Annotated in this window: 13 protein-coding genes; 5 read left to right on the forward strand and 8 right to left on the reverse strand. The window is 38.6% G+C overall.

From position 1 onward, the window contains the following. Nucleotides 1-122 precede the first annotated feature (122 nt). Nucleotides 123-1,463, reverse strand: a complete 1,341-nt coding sequence (locus AC2JBO_RS18080; RefSeq protein WP_496955037.1) for a hypothetical protein — start codon at nucleotides 1,461-1,463, stop codon at nucleotides 123-125. 75 nt (nucleotides 1,464-1,538) lie between these two features. On the opposite strand from AC2JBO_RS18080, the gene AC2JBO_RS18085 reads away from it, so the two are divergent. The 4 genes from AC2JBO_RS18085 (at nucleotide 1,539) to AC2JBO_RS18100 (ending at nucleotide 10,137) form a co-directional block, all read left to right on the forward strand. After that, nucleotides 1,539-2,726, forward strand: coding sequence for a sigma-70 family RNA polymerase sigma factor (locus AC2JBO_RS18085; protein WP_496955038.1), 1,188 nt, complete (start codon nucleotides 1,539-1,541; stop codon nucleotides 2,724-2,726). 23 nt (nucleotides 2,727-2,749) lie between these two features. Beyond that, nucleotides 2,750-3,916, forward strand: coding sequence for a DUF1822 family protein (locus AC2JBO_RS18090; RefSeq protein WP_496955039.1), 1,167 nt, complete (start codon nucleotides 2,750-2,752; stop codon nucleotides 3,914-3,916). Between the two features lie 41 nt (nucleotides 3,917-3,957). Beyond that, nucleotides 3,958-7,623: an nSTAND1 domain-containing NTPase gene (locus AC2JBO_RS18095; RefSeq protein ID WP_496955040.1), complete on the forward strand. Its 3,666-nt coding sequence runs from the start codon at nucleotides 3,958-3,960 to the stop codon at nucleotides 7,621-7,623. Between the two features lie 435 nt (nucleotides 7,624-8,058). After that, nucleotides 8,059-10,137, forward strand: coding sequence for a DUF5995 family protein (locus AC2JBO_RS18100; protein WP_496955041.1), 2,079 nt, complete (start codon nucleotides 8,059-8,061; stop codon nucleotides 10,135-10,137). Nucleotides 10,138-10,335: 198 nt separating this feature from the next. On the opposite strand, the gene ppsA is transcribed toward AC2JBO_RS18100, so the two are convergent. From ppsA to AC2JBO_RS18115, 3 genes are all read right to left on the reverse strand, one after another. Beyond that, entirely contained in the window at nucleotides 10,336-12,762 is a 2,427-nt protein-coding gene (gene ppsA / locus AC2JBO_RS18105; protein WP_496955042.1) for a phosphoenolpyruvate synthase, read from the reverse strand. A gap of 444 nt (nucleotides 12,763-13,206) precedes the next feature. Continuing rightward, a complete protein-coding gene (locus tag AC2JBO_RS18110; protein WP_496955043.1) occupies nucleotides 13,207-13,782 on the reverse strand; it encodes a Uma2 family endonuclease in 576 nt (191 codons plus the stop codon). Nucleotides 13,783-13,905: 123 nt separating this feature from the next. Then, entirely contained in the window at nucleotides 13,906-14,286 is a 381-nt protein-coding gene (locus AC2JBO_RS18115; RefSeq protein WP_496955044.1) for a response regulator, read from the reverse strand. Nucleotides 14,287-14,390: 104 nt separating this feature from the next. Here AC2JBO_RS18115 and AC2JBO_RS18120 point away from each other — a divergent pair, with 104 nt between their 5' ends. Next, nucleotides 14,391-14,738 (forward strand): sunset domain-containing protein, encoded by a 348-nt coding sequence (locus tag AC2JBO_RS18120; RefSeq protein ID WP_496955045.1) that lies wholly within the window; start codon nucleotides 14,391-14,393, stop codon nucleotides 14,736-14,738. An 18-nt stretch (nucleotides 14,739-14,756) separates the two neighbouring features. Here the strand turns inward: AC2JBO_RS18120 and dinB are convergent, their stop codons facing one another. The 4 genes from dinB to AC2JBO_RS18140 form a co-directional block, all read right to left on the reverse strand. Continuing rightward, nucleotides 14,757-15,842: a DNA polymerase IV gene (gene dinB / locus AC2JBO_RS18125; RefSeq protein ID WP_496955046.1), complete on the reverse strand. Its 1,086-nt coding sequence runs from the start codon at nucleotides 15,840-15,842 to the stop codon at nucleotides 14,757-14,759. Nucleotides 15,843-15,878: 36 nt separating this feature from the next. Next, entirely contained in the window at nucleotides 15,879-16,496 is a 618-nt protein-coding gene (locus tag AC2JBO_RS18130; protein ID WP_496955047.1) for a Uma2 family endonuclease, read from the reverse strand. A gap of 60 nt (nucleotides 16,497-16,556) precedes the next feature. Beyond that, a complete protein-coding gene (locus AC2JBO_RS18135; protein WP_496955048.1) occupies nucleotides 16,557-19,598 on the reverse strand; it encodes a response regulator in 3,042 nt (1,013 codons plus the stop codon). A 528-nt stretch (nucleotides 19,599-20,126) separates the two neighbouring features. After that, entirely contained in the window at nucleotides 20,127-20,315 is a 189-nt protein-coding gene (locus tag AC2JBO_RS18140) for a hypothetical protein (RefSeq protein ID WP_496955049.1), read from the reverse strand. Between the last annotated feature and the right edge of the window lie 12 nt (nucleotides 20,316-20,327).

Here is a 20,327-nt window from a genome sequence, read left to right on the forward strand (position 1 = left end):
AAGGCTTTTATATTCTCACCTTAGTAATTAAAGAAAGTAGTAGTGGCGGTCGTTTGTTCCGTGTTAGTTTTTAAACGCCCCAACCCCCCTTTTTAAGGGGGGCTAAAGTAAGTCCTAATTATTTAAGGGCAGTAAAGTGTATACTTCCACTGCGTAGTAGAAATGCTTTCATTGCCCACAACTGTAACCTTGACTCGTCCAGAGGTTCCTTTAAAAGGTACTTCTAGAGAGCGAGTATAACTAACAAACCCTGTATCTACAAGATTTTTTCCTTCGTAAGTTACTGTTAATTTATCAGGTGCAGCATACATATCGTAGTCGATACGAATTTTACCTTCGTTGGACGTTAATTGAATTTCGCGATTATCGCCTTGTTGTCCCCCACTGACTTGTTCTTGGTCGCATAATTTTAAACCGTCCTTCTCAGCAAAAAATAATTGTTTCTCGACTGTTTCGATATTACGATCAAAGTTTTCGACTTTGCCTTGCTGGTTACTAGCTGTATATGAATATCGCTGTCCGGCGCCGATATTTACTGTTTGCTGGCTAGAAATTACCGTTGCTTGACCCTCGATGATATCAACTTGAATACCGTTACTCGTATTACGAGTTTGAATCAAAGTATACGCACTTGTTCTGGGAGCAACAATAACTTCACTGATTTGATTATCTATAATGTGGGCGCCGCAAAGTTTCGCTTTTTGGGATTGGGCAGTTTGCCATAGTTTAATTAATGTATCTTGAATCGCGGCGCCTGTACTTTTTTCTGTAAATACTTTGTCATTGTCACAGTTGACTGAAGCTGTTAAATCTTGAGCTTTCTGTGACCAACTATCTTTTGTGTATGCTTCACAGTCTTTACCAGCATTTGCTTGACACTGCTTTATCGGTTCATCACAAGCGTCACCCGATGAAGTCACACCTAACCATCCACGTCCATCAGCAGCTAATACACTACAATATTGCACACGTGCGCGCGAGCTTTGTGCGATTAATTGTTTTGTCGGCAGTGAAGCATGGTAGTCTTTATCGGGAAGTCGGGCATTTTGGCTACTACCACGCTGGATACGTATTCCTTTTTCACAAGCGCGCTTTCCAGTCTGTTCATTTGCCCATTCAATAATTGCAGAATCACCTTCAAGTAACTTACATGGGAAATAGTAAAGTGTAATTAGCTTGTTCTTACTATTCGCACCTACCTGCAACCCCATATCCCGACCATTTTTCTGAAAACGCAGTTTCGCAAACGAATTACCGCTACCTGGAAAGTGTAATGAATCACCTTCATTAAAAAAGGCACCTTTCTCCACAGGACTATATTGTGAACCACGACGAACACCTAAGTCGTTACGTCCGATTATCTGGAATACCTCTCCCTTATCAGGAATCAGCGCATAAGTTTCTGTTGCAGCAAAAAGTGTATAAATAGGAATTATTAGTGCCGCTAACTTTTTGTGGTTCATATTTTAGAGTTTTGATGTATTATCTTAAGTGAAAAAGGTTATGTTGTGTAAAAATTTACTAATAATTTAACAAACATGGATTTTTACAAACGTCAAAATACAGTAGATATTTTTTCAACATTTGTAAAATTTGATGCTGTGCGGTTTAGTGGGTGGTCAAAAGATGGCTTCTTGGAAAGGAACATTCGCCTTGTTTTAAGCGAGTCACCTCAAGAACAAACAGATGAGTATTGGGCAAATTACTGGTATAAAGAGTTTCGATTAACCACTAATTTTGCACGTGAGCATTTATACGCTTACTTACAAGAAGCTTGTTACAAGGCAGCCCTAAAAATCAAAACCAGGTTTACAGTGTCAGAATACGGTATAGCAGAATACTTTCAGCTAGCAGTAAGTTGTGCTGATAAGGTTTTACAGGGATTTAACCCAGAACGTAGTTCCTATTTGGCGGGATATGCTTATTTTAAGTTCCAAAGTTTGATTAAAGACGGACTGGTAAAATCCGGTTTACCAGGCGCCTGTATTCGTAGTGATTGGTCGTTGTTACAAAACTGTAGTGAGAAGTTGCTCAGAAAATCTCTACAGCAACAGGGAATAAATACTGATATCGAGTGTTATGTACTCGCTTTTTCTTGTTTCAAGGCTATCTATACTCCTCAACACCCTAAAGGAAACCGTCAAACGAGTGTTCCTGATGCGGCAACATGGAACGCTATCGCCCAAGCTTACAATCAACAACCATCTCAAGCAACATGTAGTCCAGATACATTACAAAAATGGATGCAAATCTGTATTAAAGCCATACGTAATTATATGGCGCCTCCCGTATCATCATTAAATATACCGTTATCTGAAGAAGGTTATACATTACAAGATAATTTACAAAGCACTACTCCAACGCCCTTCGAGCAAATCCTCGACAGCGAACAAATACAAACTTGCCGCGCGTTAATGCAACAAGTCAATGAGATTCTCAGTAAATCTATTGCTAACCTCGATACAGAATTACAAAGTATATTAACTATGTATTATGGTGAGGGATTGACGCAAACAGAGATAGCTCAAAAATTACAAATGTCCCAATCGGGTGTATCTCGAAGGCTGACAAAAATTAATAAATTCAAAACTCAATGGCTATGTGCTTTAGGTGAATGGTCAAAACAAACACTGAATATTTCCATAACACCTAGCGTATTAAACAATATGAGCGCATTACTTGATGAATGGCTTGAACATCATTACACTCAAACAAAAGTACTATAAAAGTAATTTGAATCTAAATTAAAATGATACTCGAAACTAGTATATCAAATAACCCAATTCAACCCTGGATTGAAATATCCGAAGCAACTCAAAATCAAGCTTGGTGCCACTCTCAAATCGCAACACCAAAAAGTCGTTGGAATGCTTATATAAACGAGCTTTGCTTAGTAGCGGTTTTAGAATGGTTACGTGAAGATATTGAAGTCAACGCAGTACCAATACAAGCATCCACGAATATTTGGGAAGTAGTTAATGGTGCAGCAATCCAAATTGAAAACCTGCGCTGTGTTCTCATCCCAAGCACTGCAATTGATACAAGCGAATTATGCGTTCCTCAAGAATGGGTAGATATTCCTAATTGGGCAGCAGATTACTATATTGCAGTGCAAGTTGATGTGGAAGAAGCGATTGTCAAAATTTACGGTTATACTACACACGTACAACTCAAACAGCAAGGTGAAATTAAACAGCGCGCGTATTCACTAGCCGAGCCTAATTTAATATCTGATCTAAATGTACTTTGGGCATCGCGTCAACTTTGTCAAGAAGTTGCAACAAAAGCAGAAGTTAATGAACTGCCATTTTTAGAACTAGCACAAGCCAATAATTTAATCGACCGTTTAGGAAATACATCTATAGTCTTTCCACGTTTAACCATACCTTTTAGCATGTGGGGTGCATTACTCGCGCATGATGGCTTTCGACAAAAATTATACGAACGACGTATTGGACTTCCCGAACAGCGGTCATTACTTTCTTTGTTTACAAGCGGTATTTCTGAACTAGTATCACTAAGTGGTTGGAATCTTTTCGGATATCAAGTGAGTTTTACCACTCGTGGTAGCAATAATAGCAATATTAATAATGGGGCGCCTCCTCTAAACAGTTACTTATCGCGTCAGTTAGAAATAAATGGTCAACAATACGATTTACAAATACAACCAGAAGGAGATATTGATAAAGGAACATTCCGAATCTTTTTAGAGAGTACAACAAATATATATATTCCCAGTGGATTTATCTTGCGATTGTTAACAGAAGATTTACAATCATTCCCCGATAATGAAAGCATTGCCGACGGCACCACATCTTTGTTGGAAATTACAGTGACACTTGAAGAAGGAGAGGGTATTGTTTGGGAAATTGAACCGACTCCCCTAGGTTATGAGCGCGAAATTTTCAGGTTTTAAATATATCTAAATATATCTAAACATATCATATTATATAGATTATGCCAGTCACTACTCGTAAATCTAGCACACAAACACTTTGGTGTTTATCAATAGGAGTCAGTCGGTATCAGGATAAAACTTTTAATCCTCTACCTTACTCAATGACTGATTGTCAAGGATTTTCACAAGCTATTCAAACAGCGACAGCAAAAAAATTCTCGAAACAGGAAATAGTTATTCATCACGAAAATGCACTTGCTCCGGAATTAGCTGTGGTTCGTGCTAGTCTCAATGAAGTTGTCACCAAAGCAAGTCCTGAAGATACAATTATCTTTTATTTTGCTGGACACGGTATTCCTGACAATCACTCATCACAAACGCTATTATGTCTTGCCGACACTCAACGCGCGGATATTTTGAATACAGGTTTAGCGATGCAAGAACTGCTAGAACAACTTGCTAATGCGAAAGCTTCGCGACAACTGATTATTTTAGATGCTTGCCATAGTGGTAGTTTAACGCTGCGGCAATCTTTAACACCCAATTTACTCAAACAGTTACAGCAAGCTAGCAATAAACAGTCTTTTTATGCTTTACTTTCATGCGACCAAGACCAAGAGTCTTATGAGTTTTCCCAGTTAGAGCATGGATTATTTACTTATTATTTAATCCAAGGTTTGCAGGGTGAAGCAGTAGATACTCAAGGTAAAATCGAAGTTAACGGTTTATATAAATACGTTTATCATCAAACGCTTCAATATATTGATAAACTAAATTTACGCAGGCGCCTAGTCAATAAGCGCAAACGTAGTCGTGGTGAGGATGGTTTATATCAAGAACAAAAGTTACAAACTCCCAAATTAATCGTTGAAGCTGTTGGTGAACTAGTTTTAGCCGATAATTATATCACAAATCAAAACTATAAACCTTTACGCAATGCTGTAATTATTGATGGATATAAAGATAGTCAAAATACGCAATTGATTAGTAAAATATTAATTAATGCAGGTAATTTTGAATTAAAGTATTGGCACTCTCAAGTTAAAGATTTACCCGATGTTCGCGAGACCATTAAGAATTCCCTGTCATCGCAACAAACGCACGATAATTTATCGACTGCATTATTATATCTACGGGGAAGTATCGAGTCAAATGCGCTGAGTGAGTCGTTTGTAATTAGTAATGATATCAAACTGAGTCGAAGCTGGTTAAGACAACAACTGCGTCAATCAAAAATTGCTCAACAAATACTAATTTTAGATATTGTTGAAGATGTTGAAAAAGCCACGTTACAAGATTGGGTAACAGATTTACAATTTGAGCAAGCAAACCAATGTATAATTGCAGGCGCCTCCAAAATCGAAAACCCTGAAGAATTCACTCAAGCTTTGCTCACAATACTTTCAAGGACGAATCAGAACACAAATTATCAAGCTGGTTTATCTGTAGCACAGCTAATTACAGGTATACAAGAAGAACTTTCTAAAAGCAATATTTGGCGAGATTTTTTCTTAGCAGGTATACAGGGGGTTATTGAAGTGCTACCAGATTCAATAGCACAAAACTCACAAGCTGTAGATTTAGGAATTTGCCCTTATTTAGGACTACGCGCGTTTAGCGAAAACGATGCTCAATACTTTTATGGACGTGAAACGCTGACACAGCAATTAATAAACGAAATTAACCAAAACTCATTCCTCGCATTAGTTGGTGCTTCCGGTAGTGGTAAATCTTCTGTAGTGCAAGCAGGACTAATTGCCAACCTGAGACATGGTAAGCTACTGCCCACAAGTGCTGATTGGTGGATAAAATGCTTACGCCCCGGTGAAAATCCCATGCTCGCATTAACGCAAGTTATGCTAGATAAAGGTGATGACTCCAATAAATCCCTCCTCGAATACGAAGGATTATTACATCTTGGTGGTGAAGGTTTTGTTTACTGGCTGCGTCGGCGCCCGGAACCAACGGTATTATTAGTCATAGACCAGTTTGAAGAACTTTTTACCCTGACACAACAAACTGAACGTCAACGGTTTCTAGATATTTTGCTCGAAGCTTTAGAGTTTGCTCAAGATAAATTCAAACTCATTATTACCCTGCGCGCGGACTTTATTGCTAGTTGTTTGGAAATTCCTGCACTCGTACAAAAACTACAACGACATAGTATATTAGTACCTCCAAGTTTAACAGAAAGCGATTACCGTAAAGTGATCGAGAAACCAGCGCAGCAAGTTGGGTTGAAGGTAGAATCTGGGTTAGTCGAACTGTTATTACAAGACTTACAAGATTCATCGGGTGATTTACCTCTACTCCAATTTGTTTTAGAACAGCTATGGGAATATCGTAACCGAGATGCTTGTTTAACAATACAGGCGTACCGTGAAAAAATAGGCGGAATTCGAGGCGCCTTAGAGCGGAAAGCGCAAGCTGTGTATGATAATTTAACAGAGTCGGAAAAAGATATTGCTCAATGGATTTTTCTAACGCTAACGCAGTTGGGTGAAGGAACAGAGGATACTCGACGTAAAGTTAGTAAAAGTGCATTGTTTGAAGGTAAATATCCACAAATCCTAGTTGAAAAAACTTTACAAAAATTTATTGAAGCAAAGTTAATCGTAGTCAACCAAGATGAATTAGTTAAATCTCAAAGTCGTGCGGTGAAGGCGCCAGTAGATTTAGAAATTGAATCACAGTTAGAATTACTGAAAGCAGAAGTGACGGTAGAAGTGACTCACGAAATATTAATACGTCACTGGTCAACTTTGCGCTGGTGGCTTTCTGAAAATCGAGAAAGATTATATCATCAGCAGCGATTAGAAAGAAAAGCTTCTGAATGGGAGCAAAAAGGCAAAAATCCAGACTTTCTACTGCAAAAAGTTCAGTTAACCGAGGCGGAAGCATTCGTTCAAAAATATTCTGACTACCTGCGTCCATTAGAAAGAGCATACATTAAACAGAGCATCAACGCGCGTCGAAATCAACGTTTACGTGTTAGTGGTTTTGTTGGTAGTGCAATAGCAGTGGTTTTGGGGTTTGGAATTTTTGCATGGCAACAACAGCAACAGTCGCAACTAGCACAGCTAATTCGCTATGCAACATTTAAAACAGTAACTCCAGAGATTAGAAAGAACATTTTAGCTAGTTTACCTCAACTGTTGGAAAAAGCTCAAAGCAATCAGCGAAACGGTGAAATCAGTAAAGCACTCGATGACTATCGTCAAATAATATTTCTAAGTAATAACTTACAACCTTCAGCAGATAATCACCAAATCAAACAATTAAGTGTTATGTCTAAACAAGCTGAAACATCTTTGAGTCAAATAATCAGTCAAACCCAAATTCCTCTGTTAGAAGCACAATTAAAAGTAGGTAACTTTGGTAAATTAGAAACTCCAGACTTTTCCAAATTTGAAAACCAGTATACAGGCGCCCTTAAAGTCACATATGCAATTTTAATGCGTGAGCAAGGAGCAAAAGCAGATTTAGATAACGATGGCAAGTTAAACGAAGGAGAGCAAGTTTTTCTACCTTGTCAAACCCTCAAAGAACTTGAACAACTATGGGGTAAATATACGCAAAACCGCTGTAGCTGGCGCCTGGGTAATGAAATGCGTATACAACCCAAATGCCAAGAACTAGGAGGGCAAACATTAACATCAGCAATCTTTTGGCCACCTTCTGTTTACCTTGTCGAACAGCGCCTTATCAGTTGCGATAAAATCTAGACAAATAATCGCAATTTTGAGCGAATAAAAAGAAATATTAGTTTTTATACAAAGATGTTAAAGTATTATTTTATACTTTTAATCCTCACCGAATGATTGCTCTTAGTAGTCTACTGTACAATTTTTGACAGATGCACATGGTATATTTACTGCGGTATTCCAAAAAAGAAAAATGAATAAGTTACTTTTGGCGGTAACATGTACTGCCTTGGTTAATGGCATGTTACTTTCACCAATCTAAGCTAAAGAACCCCACAACAGCTAAATTCCCTCACAAATTACAAACTAAGACGACCCAAATTATCATGTGATGGCGATCTCTCTCTCTAATTTATTGTTTTTATCTAATCTTTTTCATTAACCATATTACTTGAGCGGCACCACAAATTGATGCAAGACGATACAAACCAAACAACTATTAGGTAGATAAATTTTATGCGTGGAATTAGATTTTGGGTAATTGGTATTGTTAGCGTTATAACTACTTTCTTATGTGAAGGACTGTTAAGAAGAGTTTTTGCTGTTTCACTGTGCGGAATTTTAGCTTTTAATTCAGGCTTGTGTAACGCTTACTTAGGTAATGATAGTTTTGCGGTCGCAACAAAGTGGCCAAAAGGTAACATGAGTGTTAAATCAAAATTTGAGAGTGAATCTATAGCTATTAATAAAGATGATTGTAAAGACTCTACCAAAGACAAAAATGCATCTATCTGCAATTCCAATAAAATGTTTAAGCAAGCTGGAATTGATGAAAATTCTAGTGAAGGTCAAAAACTAAGAGATTTATATCAAGAACTTCTTGGTGCTGCTGCACAACTTAATAAATACAGACAAGAATTCTTCAATAATCATAATTTTATGGGTGTATTTCCAGAGTTCTATTATAACGTAACGATGGAGGAGCTTAAAAGACTAGCGAATGGTGATTTCTTGTATCCAATAGATAAAATGCAGCAAATGCAGGCATTTTATGCAGCTTATGAAGTTAATCGTGAAAATTGGGATAGCGGGAAAACAGCAGAGCCACACTGGAATGCACATTTTCAACTAGCGACAATTACAACTAAGGAATATAAAAAAGTGTGTTCTGATCCAATAGACCACCCAGAATTTTGTGATGGCTCATATCCAGGTTTTGTCCAGCGTGTGCTAGATTCAGGAGCAGATGCTCATATCAATCATGACTTGGCTCGCGCATTAAGATATTCTTTAGAAAATCGGTATCATCAAAACATCACTGACTTAAAGAAAGAATTCGATTGTACTGAATCCACTTTAAAAGCTGCTGGAGATGACACCCTAGATGAAATATTCAGTTGGATTCCTAGACAACTTGCAAAATTAACTGATTATTTTTTAGGTCTAACACAAAACGTCCTTGATTTGAGACAGAAAGCATGGCAGGTCGCAGTTGGAAATGGAAACATTGATAAGCAACCTATGTTATCTAAAGATCAGTATGAGCAATTAAAACAAGCTGGTAAAAAGTATCAGGAAGACCAGTGCAAACAGGTACAAGGAAAAACCTATAACGACCCACATCTAGCTACATTTGATGGTTTAAGATATGATTTACAAGCCCTAGGAGAATTCATTCTCGTAAAATCCAGCAATGACGCCTTTGAAGTTCAAACACGACATGCGCCTTATGCTTCTTCTCTCTCAGTTAATAGTGCCGTAGCCATGAAAGTGGGGAGCTCGCGCGTTGCTTTGTACGCTAGAGAATTTCCTGATGGTGATACCAGCACACCTCTACGAGTGAATGGCAAACCGACAAAAATCCAAGGTAACAAACTAACTCTTCCAGGTGGCGGGGAGATTTCGCAGCAAGGAAGTACTTATGTTGTTCTGTCCCCCACAGGTGAAAAAGTCCTCGTTAGCCAAGCTGGTGCTGGTAATACTGCATTCTTCAATATTTCACCCTTTGTCTATAATCGATCAGGAAAATATAGCGGCTTGCTCGGAAATGTCAATGGCAATCCGAATGATGATTTACAAACTCGTGGTGGCACTAATGTTCTAGAGGTTAGGTCAACCTACGGGGATTTGAATAAAGTGTTCAACCAAGTAGGACTGAGGGCGCCTGGTGTGCTGGATAAAGCCGAAAAAGTCTATTTTGACCAACTCTACAAAGGATTTGGGAATAGCTGGCGCGTCAAGCAAGAAGAATCTTTATTTGATTACCCACCTGGCAAGACTACCCAAAGCTATGTCGATCCCGGTTTCCCAAGTCACTATTTGACCCTCAATATGCTGTCTGCCAATCAGATACAAAAGGCGCGAAATGCCTGTACAGAGGCAAAAGTCACTCAAGATTTGATGGAAGGTTGCATCTTTGATGTTGGCTTTTCTGGATTTTCTGAGTTTGCTCGTACTGCTGCTGAAGTTAACAGCTATATTGGTATCGTCAACCAACTGTTTCCAGGTTTAAAGCTTTCAACACCTCAAGAAGCAATTGGTCGCGAGATCGAAAAGCGTAAACCCAAAGTTTGCTTATTTGGACACTGCTTGTAAAGTTCCATACTGCCACAGCCATACTCCAAACACCTTCTCCCACATATCTCTTGCATTCAAATCGTAGTAGTGGTTCGTGTCAATAGTTTTGGTGTGTTCGTAGCATAGGCGTCTCGCCTGTGCGTCCGGTCATCTGGGACAGATAACCTACAAGAACTTATGACACAGACCACTAGTGGTGGGAGATTTGTTTTGTCTTTACTCCTTATTTTCAACTTTAGCGATTTCTAGCATTGTCTTTAATACCGAGTCAGGATTCAAGCTAATTGTGTCTATTCCTTCTTGAACTAGAAACAGGGCAAACTCTGGATAATCACTAGGCGCCTGTCCACAAATACCAATTTTACGGTTTTTGCGTTTTGCTGCATCAATAGCCATTTTTACCATTCGCTTCACACCTTCGCTGCGTTCGTCAAACAAGGGAGCTACTAAAGACGAATCTCTATCAATTCCCAATGTTAGCTGTGTTAGGTCATTGGAACCAATTGAAAACCCATCAAAAACATCCGCAAACTCTTCTGCCATGATGACATTGTTCGGCAACTCGCACATTACATAAACCTGTAAACCTTTTTCACCTTGCTTTAGTCCATTTAAAGCCATTTCTTCAATTACTAAACGTCCTTCGTATGGAGTACGGCAAAATGGAATCATTGGAATTAGATTTACTAAACCCATTTCATCACGAGCAATTTTGAGCGCGCGACATTCTAAAGCAAACGCATCGCGATAACCGACATCATGATAACGCGCGGCGCCTCGCCATCCCAGCATTGGGTTTTCTTCGTGGGGTTCAAATTGTCTACCACCAAGTAAATTCGCATATTCGTTACTCTTAAAGTCCGACATCCTGACAATTACAGGGTTAGGATAAAACGCTGCGGCAATAGTCGCGATACCTTGCGCTAATTTATCTACGAAATACTGCGATTTGTCTTTATATAGTGCTGTTATTTCGGCTATTTTCGCTTTTGCAGTTTCGTCTTTTAACTCGTCGTAACGCAATAAAGCCATTGGATGTGTTTGAATATGATTGGCAATGATAAACTCAGTACGCGCTAAACCCACTCCATCATTAGGAATCATTGATAGTTTAAACGCTTCCTGTGGGTTGCCAACGTTCATTAAAATCTTAGTACGAGTACGGGGTAAATCTTCCAAAGGTATTTCTTCAACTTCAAAAGGTAATAACCCCTCATAAACTCGTCCTTCTTCACCTTCCGCACAAGAAACAGTTACATCTTGCCCTGTTTTTAATACCTGTGTTCCATTACCACATCCAACAATTGCAGGAACACCTAATTCCCTTGCTATGATTGCGGCGTGACATACTCTTCCCCCAGAATTAGTAATAATAGCACTCGCGCGCTTCATTATAGGTTCCCAGTCAGGGTCAGTTCTATTAGTAACGAGTACTTCCCCTGGTTGAAACTCATTAATTTTACTTGTGTCAACAATTACCCTAACTTTACCCTGATTAATCATTTCCCCAACAGCACGACCTGTCACCAAAAGATTTTTCTCTTTCCCTGACAGCTTATAAGTCCGTAACACTGCGTGATTTTTCTGTGACTGTACAGTTTCTGGACGTGCTTGCACTATAAATAACTCGTTTGTAATACCATCTTTTGCCCACTCAATGTCCATTGGACTATAGGCGCCGTTAACAATAGAGTAATGGTCTTCGATTAAACATGCCCACGAAGCTAATTGTAATATTTCGTCATCACTAAGAGCATATCTATGCTGCTCTTCCGTAGATACTGGAATATTATTAGTTGTTGACCCAGAATAAACCATCTTCAAAGCTTTACTACCCAACTTCTTATCAATTATGGGTCGAAAACCGTCTTTTAATGTTGGTTTAAACACATAATACTCATCGGGATTTACGGTTCCTTGCACAACGTTCTCACCCAACCCGTAAGCAGCAGTGATAAGAACAGCATTTTCAAAACCTGTCTCAGTATCAATACTAAACATTACTCCCGATGTCGCCAAGTCGGAACGCACCATTTTTTGCACTCCAACAGCAAGGGCAATATCAAAATGGTCAAAGTTTTTAGCTTCACGGTAAGATATCGCGCGGTCAGTAAATATGGAAGCAAAGCAGCGATGACACGCATTTAAAACCGCTTCGATACCTGTAATATTAAGATATGTATCTTGTTGTCCCGCAAAACTAGCATCGGGTAAATCTTCAGCAGTTGCACTCGAACGTACTGCAACATCAGTATTTTCATTATACTGCTCGCAAAGCTTTTGATAGGCGCCGCTTATTGCCTCTTGTAAATCTGCTGGGAAAGGAGTATTCATTAACAAAGCGCGCGCTTGCTCACCACAATGTTTCAGATTGTTGATATCTTCAACATCAAGGTCATAAAACAACTTACGAAGCTTCTCTTCTAACTGTGCTGACTCAATGAAATATTTATAAGCGTATGCAGTAGTGGCAAAACCATTAGGAACATTAACACCTTCAGGCTTGAGTTGTTGAATCATTTCTCCCAAAGAGGCATTTTTCCCACCTACAAAGGGAATATCTTTTATACCAACATCTTCAAACCAGAGGACAAAAGCCTGTTCTTTGGAGCATTCAGTTAAAGTGTTCTTAGTTAATACCATAAGTACATACCCCCTTTATAGAAGCTCTGGTTACTAGTGGTTCGTGTCATTAGTTTTGGGTGGTTGAATCAAATCCCCCCCAACCCCCCTTAATAAGGGGGGGCTAAGAATGACGCTTTTATACCCCCCTTATTAAGGGGGGCAGGGGGGATTATAATCTGCGCCAACATCCCAGAATTAATGACATGAACCACTAGGGAAAATACTTCCCTTACTTCGGGTATATCACATGTAACCGTAAATTGCCCTATCCTTTATTTAGGAATTGTATAAAGTATTTTCCTATCTTGTGGAGTATCTTGTGGAGCGGGCATCCCGGAGCGCCCTGTAGTTATAGTTAGTGACGGGCAAGGATGCCCATCCCACAAGATTGATTTATTATTTGTTTTACTTTTTACTTTTTGCTACGCACTCACTTAATGTAACTTATTAGGAAATTATTAATTAAAGCATTATTTGAGCTTGCTGAAAAATTTGCTGTGGTGTAATTTTTAACCCTGACAATAGAGAATCCTCTAAAATATCGGCGCCTCGCTTAGTTTGAGGTAGAGCATCCGGGTAAAAAATAGTAATAGTTTTTGCTTTAGTATCAATAATCCAAACTCGTTTAACCCCAGCTTTGAGATAGTTAATTGCTTTTTCCATCATTTCTCCAAAAGTTTGACCAGGGGAAATAATTTCAATAACTAATTCGGGTGCAACAGGACAAGCTTCATCTTCCAACCAATCTTCTTGAAGGAGATTATAGGAAACATACGTCAAATCAGCAACAGGAACCCAATCTTGTTTATCCCGTGTTAACTTGATTGCCCATTCAATAACAACCCGTCCTCTTCCAGTAGCCCACGTTGACAGTAATATAAATAATGCACCTGCTGTAGAGCTATGAAAAAACTTTGGTGACATCGTATCGTTTTTAAATTTGGGGACAGCTTCACCGTCAACTAGTTCGTAAATAGTATCTCCTTCGGGGAGTTTCATAAACTCTTCAACGGTAAGCTTGGCTTTGACTTGAGTCATAGTTCGCGCGCTATCATGGGAATGGCTCTTTGAATAATAACCTAACTCCTGACTTGTAAGTCTGGTGCGTGACGCTACTAGACCATTCGTTTTGTTTTGTGGATTGTTATGGCGTCACGCACCCTACTTATCTTCTCCCCAACCTAAAATAGCTGAAACTTGATTTGCTAATTCAGTTGGATTAAAAGGTTTAGCGATAGCATCTTTTATACCTTGCTCCGCATAACGGCACCTATCGCTAGCCTGAATTTTTGCGGTTAATAAAATTACAGGTATTTGTTTCGTAGCTGGATTATCTTGAAGCTTTTCAAAGGTGGCAAGACCATCCATATCAGGCATCATCACATCGAGTAAAATAGCGTCGGGTAAGTAAGTCTCAGCTTTAGAAATACATTCACTTCCAGAAGCAGCTGTTATGACTTCCCACCCTGCAACAGTCTCTAAGCAAATTTTTGTAACTTCTTGAATATATTCTTCATTGTCTACCACTAAAATACGCTTCATACCAACACCACTCGCCAGTACCTTAGTCCTATAAATATCTTATTTCTATTTGCCACGCGCGTACTTGATACTTACTTAATACAATGTCATCGAGGGTTAAGTCAATGAAACCGCTACAAATTTCCCGTATCACCACCAGTGCCTTAGTACTATTAATGCTAATTACTGTATCTAGCTGCGGTGGTAAACAAGATAACGCTTCGGACACCTCAACAACTACAACTACCACAACAACGGCGCCAACCGAAACATCTAAAGCACAGACAACACAAGCAACTGCACCTCAAGGTACAACTTGTCCAAGCGGTAGTCCAATAAAAGGTATAACAAGTAAAAGACTTGGAAAAATCGCCCTCACTACGAAGTCTCCTGAGTACAATACAGCTAAGGCAGAAAAATGTTTCCCTACTACAGCAGCTGCTCAACAAGCTGGCTATAAAGTTCCTAAATAATACTATTTACTATTATTTTTAATTATTTTTTAATAATTGAAATAATGGTAATTGAATTATTTGAGCTTGATTAACATTATCTAAATTGGACAAAGAAATACCTAGTAATCGAATGCTTTGTCCATCAAGTACAATTGTCTCAAAAAGTGCTTTAGCTTCAAAAATAATAGTATTTAAATCATTAATTGACGAAAATAAAGTTTTACTACGTGTTATTTGCTGATAGTTGGAAAACTTTACTTTCAATGTTAAAGTGCGACCGCGCGCTTGGTTTTTATCTATACGCTGTTTAAGCTCCTTAGCAATTCTTTCTAATTCCAATAGCATCGTTGCTGTATCACTCAAATCTTGAGCAAATGAAGTTTCGGCGCCTATTGATTTTCTTATCCGATTCGCCTCTACCACACGGTCATCTTCTCCTCTCGCTATTTTATAATAGTAATGCCCCGCTTTCCCAAAATGTTGAGTTAATTCAGAAAGCGCGCGCATCTTCAAATCAGCACCTGTCTTAATTCCTAACGAGTGCATTTTAGCAGCAGTAACTTTCCCTATTCCATGAAACTTCTCAATTGGTAGCGCTTCTACAAAACTGCAAGCTTTTTCAGGAAGAATAACTGTCATCCCGTTAGGTTTATTGGCGCCAGATGCCATTTTTGCCAAAAACTTATTCGTAGATACACCCGCAGATGCAGTCAGTTGAGTCTGTGCGAATATCTCCCCTCTTAGGTGCCGTGCGACCGTCGAAGCATAAGGGATATTCTGCTTATTTTCGCTAACGTCAAGATAAGCTTCATCAAGAGCAACAGGCTCAAATATATCTGTGTGGCACCGAAATATATCATGAATCTGGTCACTAATCGCACGATATACTTCAAATCTAGGTCTTACAAAAATCAAGTTAGGACATTTGGCTTGAGCAACACGCGCGGACATTGCCGAGTGAATACCAAATTTTCGCGCTTCGTAACTAGCAGCTGCCACTACTCCCCGTTGATTCGGTGAACCTCCAACTACCAACGGTTTACCCCTATAATTTGGATTATCCCGCTGTTCTACAGATGCATAGAAAGCGTCCATATCTATGTGAATGATTTTTCGCATCATAAGGGCGCCTAACTCTAATCTTAAAAAAGTCAACAGTCATAAAGCGGCGTTAAAAATTTGTTGCGCGGTCAGGTTTAGTTCTGGGAATGCAGTAGAAATAATGCGCTCTTCCCCCCTAAATTGAGAAACCTGGTATTCGTCATCAACTAAGTTATAAATTGATAAAGTGGGTTGTTTTGGGCTACCTATATATTTAATCCCACCCAATCCAAGATAATCTACAATCCAATACTCAAGTATTTTTATTTCTTCATACTCACCCATCTTTTTATAATAGTCATCGCGCCAATTTGTACTAACTACTTCAATGACTAAGGGGATAGAAGCGCCACTCTGAACAGTAGAATACTTTAACCAAAGTTCTTCTGATTTTAAAGCTGATTTATTAAGTACTAATACGTCTGGAGAGTAAGCAGAATCACTAGTAGCAGATTGAACTAGCGCAGTTTTCGGAATTGAGTAAGCTAATTTTAAACGTTTGATTTCTGAAGAAATTTCTATATTTAAAAATCCTGTAACCTCTTCATGCTCCCCTGTTGGCTGTGACATTTCAACAATTGCCCCATTATGTAGTTCGTAACGTTTATCCGAATTTTCTGGAATCCATTCCAAAAATTCTTGAACTGTTATTGGTTTGAATAATGCTTGAGTCATATTACTCCCTTTTTATATTAATTAACTATACACGTAATCGCACAGGCGCTTTGGCCTATGCTACTCGAGGGGAATGGTAAAATAAAAAGTACTACCTTCACCTAAAATACTCTCTGCCCAAATTTGCCCGTTATGCTGCTGAACTATACTTTTGCAAATTGCTAACCCTAAACCTGTACCATCTTGCCGACGCGCGTCAGAAGCATCAAGCTGCTGAAATCTCTCAAAGATAACTTCTAGCTTATCGTTTCGAATACCACGTCCGTTATCTTTAATAATAAACAATACTTCTTTATTTCGTTTCTGAACTTCCAACTCAACTGTAGTATCAGGTTTGGAAAATTTAATCGCGTTATTGAATAAATTCGTTAAAGTTTGAACGATGCGGTCCGGGTCTACCCGAACATTTATAGATAACCGAGTTACAGATAACCTAATATTTGCTCTATCCGCTAGCGGTTGAATTACATTCACTGCCTCATTTATTAAATCACCAGCGTCGCAAATTTGCTTCGACATCTTTACCCGACCCGACTCGATACGTTCAATATCCAATACGTCATTAATTAATCTGACCAAACGTTCGGTACTATCGGTTGCAATTTGTAGTAAACGCTGACTTTGTTCTGAATCTGGTTTCATTAAACCACTTGCTAACATACCCAGCGAACCGTGAATCGAAGTTAAAGGAGTTCGCAACTCGTGACTCACCACTGATATAAACTCATTCTTCATTCGTTCGATTTGCTTTCTGTCACTAACATCTTGTAAATATACTGTATAAACTATATCGTCAGCTAATTCCAACTTAGAAATCGAAGCTTCCGCTGGAAACTCTGTACCATCTTTTCTGACTCCGTATATTTCCCGTCGTTCTGCCATTTTTCGTGACGTGTTTGGAGATTGTTTAAACTCTGTCACATGGCGCCGATGTACTTGAGTATATCTTTGGGGTAACAGTAAATCCAAAGGTTTTCCCAAAACTTCCGATGCCAAATAACCAAATATCTTCTCGGCGCCGGAGTTAAACAAAGTGATACACTGGTTGCTATCAATCGAAATAATCGCATCGTCAGCAATACTAACAATCCCAGCAAACAATGCTTGAGAATTTCGTAGCGCTTCCTGCATTTGGAAACGTCTTTCAAGTTCACATTGCAAAGTCTCATTCACCTGTACTAATTCGGCGGTACGCTCTTGTTTTTGACGCAGCGAAATAATACCATACGCTAAATCAGCAGTTAATTGCTCCAGTTGCTTCACGCATTCACTATTAAAAGCATTTGGTTCATTGGCACTAATATTAATCACACCAAACGCTTTACTGTTTGATATTAGAGGTATAGAAATTGCTGCTACAGAAACTCCTTGTGTACCTTCATTGAATACACATGTTTCAATACTTTCAATCGCTTTAGCTGCAAGAAAAGAGAATTTTTCTGATATATTACCTGCTTGTACAACAGGGATAATATGATTCGGTGTATCATCAACAAGACCTACCCATACCGACTGATAATTTCCTACTTCAGTAATTATTCGGCAAATATTTTGTAATAAATATAACTCCTTTTCCGCGCGTAGTAAAGCTTGATTACAAGCACTTAGAGTTTTGAGCATCCGGTTGCTTTGCCGTAGTTCAGTTTGTATATGCTGACGTCGTAGCTTACTTCGTTCCAAACGGTTGAGAATACGTGTTACTAATTCCGGCCCAACAATTGGTTTACTTACAAAGTCATCGGCGCCAACGGTAAAAACCTGATTTATAATGTCAGCATCGTTATGAACCGTCAAAAACAAAATTGGTAAATCATTCCAATTACTGTCATTACGGACTTGTTGACAAAGCTCAATTCCACTGCAAAGTGGCATTTGCACATCTAAAATCACTAAATCTGGGTTAATGAAAGCAAGTGAGGAATGAAAACGCTCAGGGTTATCGAGTGGATATACTTTTAACCCCCAAGGAGCAAGCAAAGTCTCCAAAATCGCTACAATTTTTGGGTCATCATCAACAACTAAAATCTTAGCAACCGCTTGTTCGTTGAGTTCAATTGGTTCAATCACAGGTGTTTGCTGTGAAGATGGTTTAATTGCCTGCTGCAAAGCTTTCACTAGAGTATCAAATTTCTTAACATCATTTATATGTGTATGCAAGTTTTCAACCTTGAGCAGCTTTTCAAGTTGTGCAGCAATTTTGGAACCTTCTGGAAAACCAAAAGAAGCTAGCGAACCAGCTAAAGTATGTGCTTCTTGAAGTGCTTTTGAACGTAGTTCTAAATCTAATTCCCCATTATCTAAACCCAATCCAGCTTGTACTAATGTATTAACTTGTTCTGAGACTCTACCCTTATATTTTTCCCATATCTCACTAACTGCCAACAGAGTTTTTTGTTTGGATTTTAAATTGGCAACTGATACCTTGGATTTTTGTAGCGCCTTTAAACGGTAGCCAATTCCATACACTGTTTCAATTAAATCATCAGGGGCGCCTATTGCTTTGAGCTTTTGTCGCAACCCTTTAATATGAGTCCGCACCGCTTCTTCACCTGGCATTTCATCATACGTCCATAAATGTTCTAAAATCATTCCACAGCTAAATAATCGCTTGCTGTTTCGCATAAACAACTCTAACAGTCCGTATTCTTTCGGTGTTAAAGTTAACATTTCGTTACGATAAGTTACTTCACAGCTTACAGGATAAAGTCGTAACTCACCATGCTCTAACACTGGTTGTGACGATACACCACGACGTAAAAGTGCATGTATCCGCGCGACTAGTTCCTCTTCGTCAAACGGTTTTACAACATAATCATCAGCACCAGCATTCAAACCAACCGCTTTTTCATGACTGTCATTGCACCCAGTCACAAGTAATATCGGTGCCACAAGACCGCGCGCGCGAATTTGACGACAAAGAGTTATACCATCTATTTTCGGTAACAAAACATCCAGAAGTATTAAATCATACTCGTAATATTCAATTAAATTCCAAGCTTGTTCTCCATCTACCGCAACTTCAACCACGTAATTTAGATTGCTGAGGATAGCAGCAAGCATCTCACCGAAAAGCGTATCATCTTCGACAACTAAAACTTTCATCGAAGTGAAGTTTAAAATACAGTATTATTATTACTGATTGTACAGAAAAACTGAGTCTCCATACAAAATTCTTGGAAACCCAGTTTTTTTTAAACACCTTGATGAATTATATAAATCTTAAAAACATCTCATCTATCCTGGGGAATAAATTTCCCGTTCTTTTCTTATTCTTTGTGTCGAGCGTTTTCCTGAAAGTGCTTCCTGCCTCATTACTTTTGATGAAACATACTTATCTTGATCAAATATAGGCATAACCTCCCAGCAATTGCGGCAAAACCAGTATACTTTATTACCTTGAACATGTCTAAGTAATACATTGGAACAACAAGGGCAATTACTCATGGTTAACACTCGAAATTTTGATATTACGTAAAGTACATACCTGCTTAACTTCAAAAGTATTTCGAGATTGTGAGGAAATCGTGAGGAATCTTAATATTATTTACAAATGTTCATTTTAGAACCAAAAAATAAGATTCCCGACTACGTAGAGCGCGTCGAGAATCTGAGTAATAACAATATAAATCTCTAACCCTTTAAGGCTTTCTGAAAATTGCGACGAAAAGACTTATTTGTAATTAACAATACAGGCCACAGTAAAGATAAACTTAAACGGTTTGGTAATGACTTTTGAAAGTTTGTTCTTTCAAACCCATTCCAGAACTTCCAAATACCACTGACGTAAATAATTCCAAATACAATACCTATTATTTCCATTTCCATTTACTC

This window comes from Calothrix sp. CBUCES-K 9914 (genome assembly GCF_059640475.1).

What these genes read in the sequence shown, in the direction of transcription:
- AC2JBO_RS18080 (WP_496955037.1), bottom strand. Translation starts at nt 1,463, where the DNA reads ATGAACCACAAAAAGTTAGCGGCACTAATAATTCCTATTTATACACTT.
- AC2JBO_RS18085 (WP_496955038.1), top strand. Translation starts at nt 1,539, where the DNA reads ATGGATTTTTACAAACGTCAAAATACAGTAGATATTTTTTCAACATTT.
- AC2JBO_RS18090 (WP_496955039.1), top strand. Translation starts at nt 2,750, where the DNA reads ATGATACTCGAAACTAGTATATCAAATAACCCAATTCAACCCTGGATT.
- AC2JBO_RS18095 (WP_496955040.1), top strand. Translation starts at nt 3,958, where the DNA reads ATGCCAGTCACTACTCGTAAATCTAGCACACAAACACTTTGGTGTTTA.
- AC2JBO_RS18100 (WP_496955041.1), top strand. Translation starts at nt 8,059, where the DNA reads ATGCGTGGAATTAGATTTTGGGTAATTGGTATTGTTAGCGTTATAACT.
- ppsA (WP_496955042.1), bottom strand. Translation starts at nt 12,762, where the DNA reads ATGGTATTAACTAAGAACACTTTAACTGAATGCTCCAAAGAACAGGCT.
- AC2JBO_RS18110 (WP_496955043.1), bottom strand. Translation starts at nt 13,782, where the DNA reads ATGACTCAAGTCAAAGCCAAGCTTACCGTTGAAGAGTTTATGAAACTC.
- AC2JBO_RS18115 (WP_496955044.1), bottom strand. Translation starts at nt 14,286, where the DNA reads ATGAAGCGTATTTTAGTGGTAGACAATGAAGAATATATTCAAGAAGTT.
- AC2JBO_RS18120 (WP_496955045.1), top strand. Translation starts at nt 14,391, where the DNA reads ATGAAACCGCTACAAATTTCCCGTATCACCACCAGTGCCTTAGTACTA.
- dinB (WP_496955046.1), bottom strand. Translation starts at nt 15,842, where the DNA reads ATGATGCGAAAAATCATTCACATAGATATGGACGCTTTCTATGCATCT.
- AC2JBO_RS18130 (WP_496955047.1), bottom strand. Translation starts at nt 16,496, where the DNA reads ATGACTCAAGCATTATTCAAACCAATAACAGTTCAAGAATTTTTGGAA.
- AC2JBO_RS18135 (WP_496955048.1), bottom strand. Translation starts at nt 19,598, where the DNA reads ATGAAAGTTTTAGTTGTCGAAGATGATACGCTTTTCGGTGAGATGCTT.
- AC2JBO_RS18140 (WP_496955049.1), bottom strand. Translation starts at nt 20,315, where the DNA reads ATGGAAATAATAGGTATTGTATTTGGAATTATTTACGTCAGTGGTATT.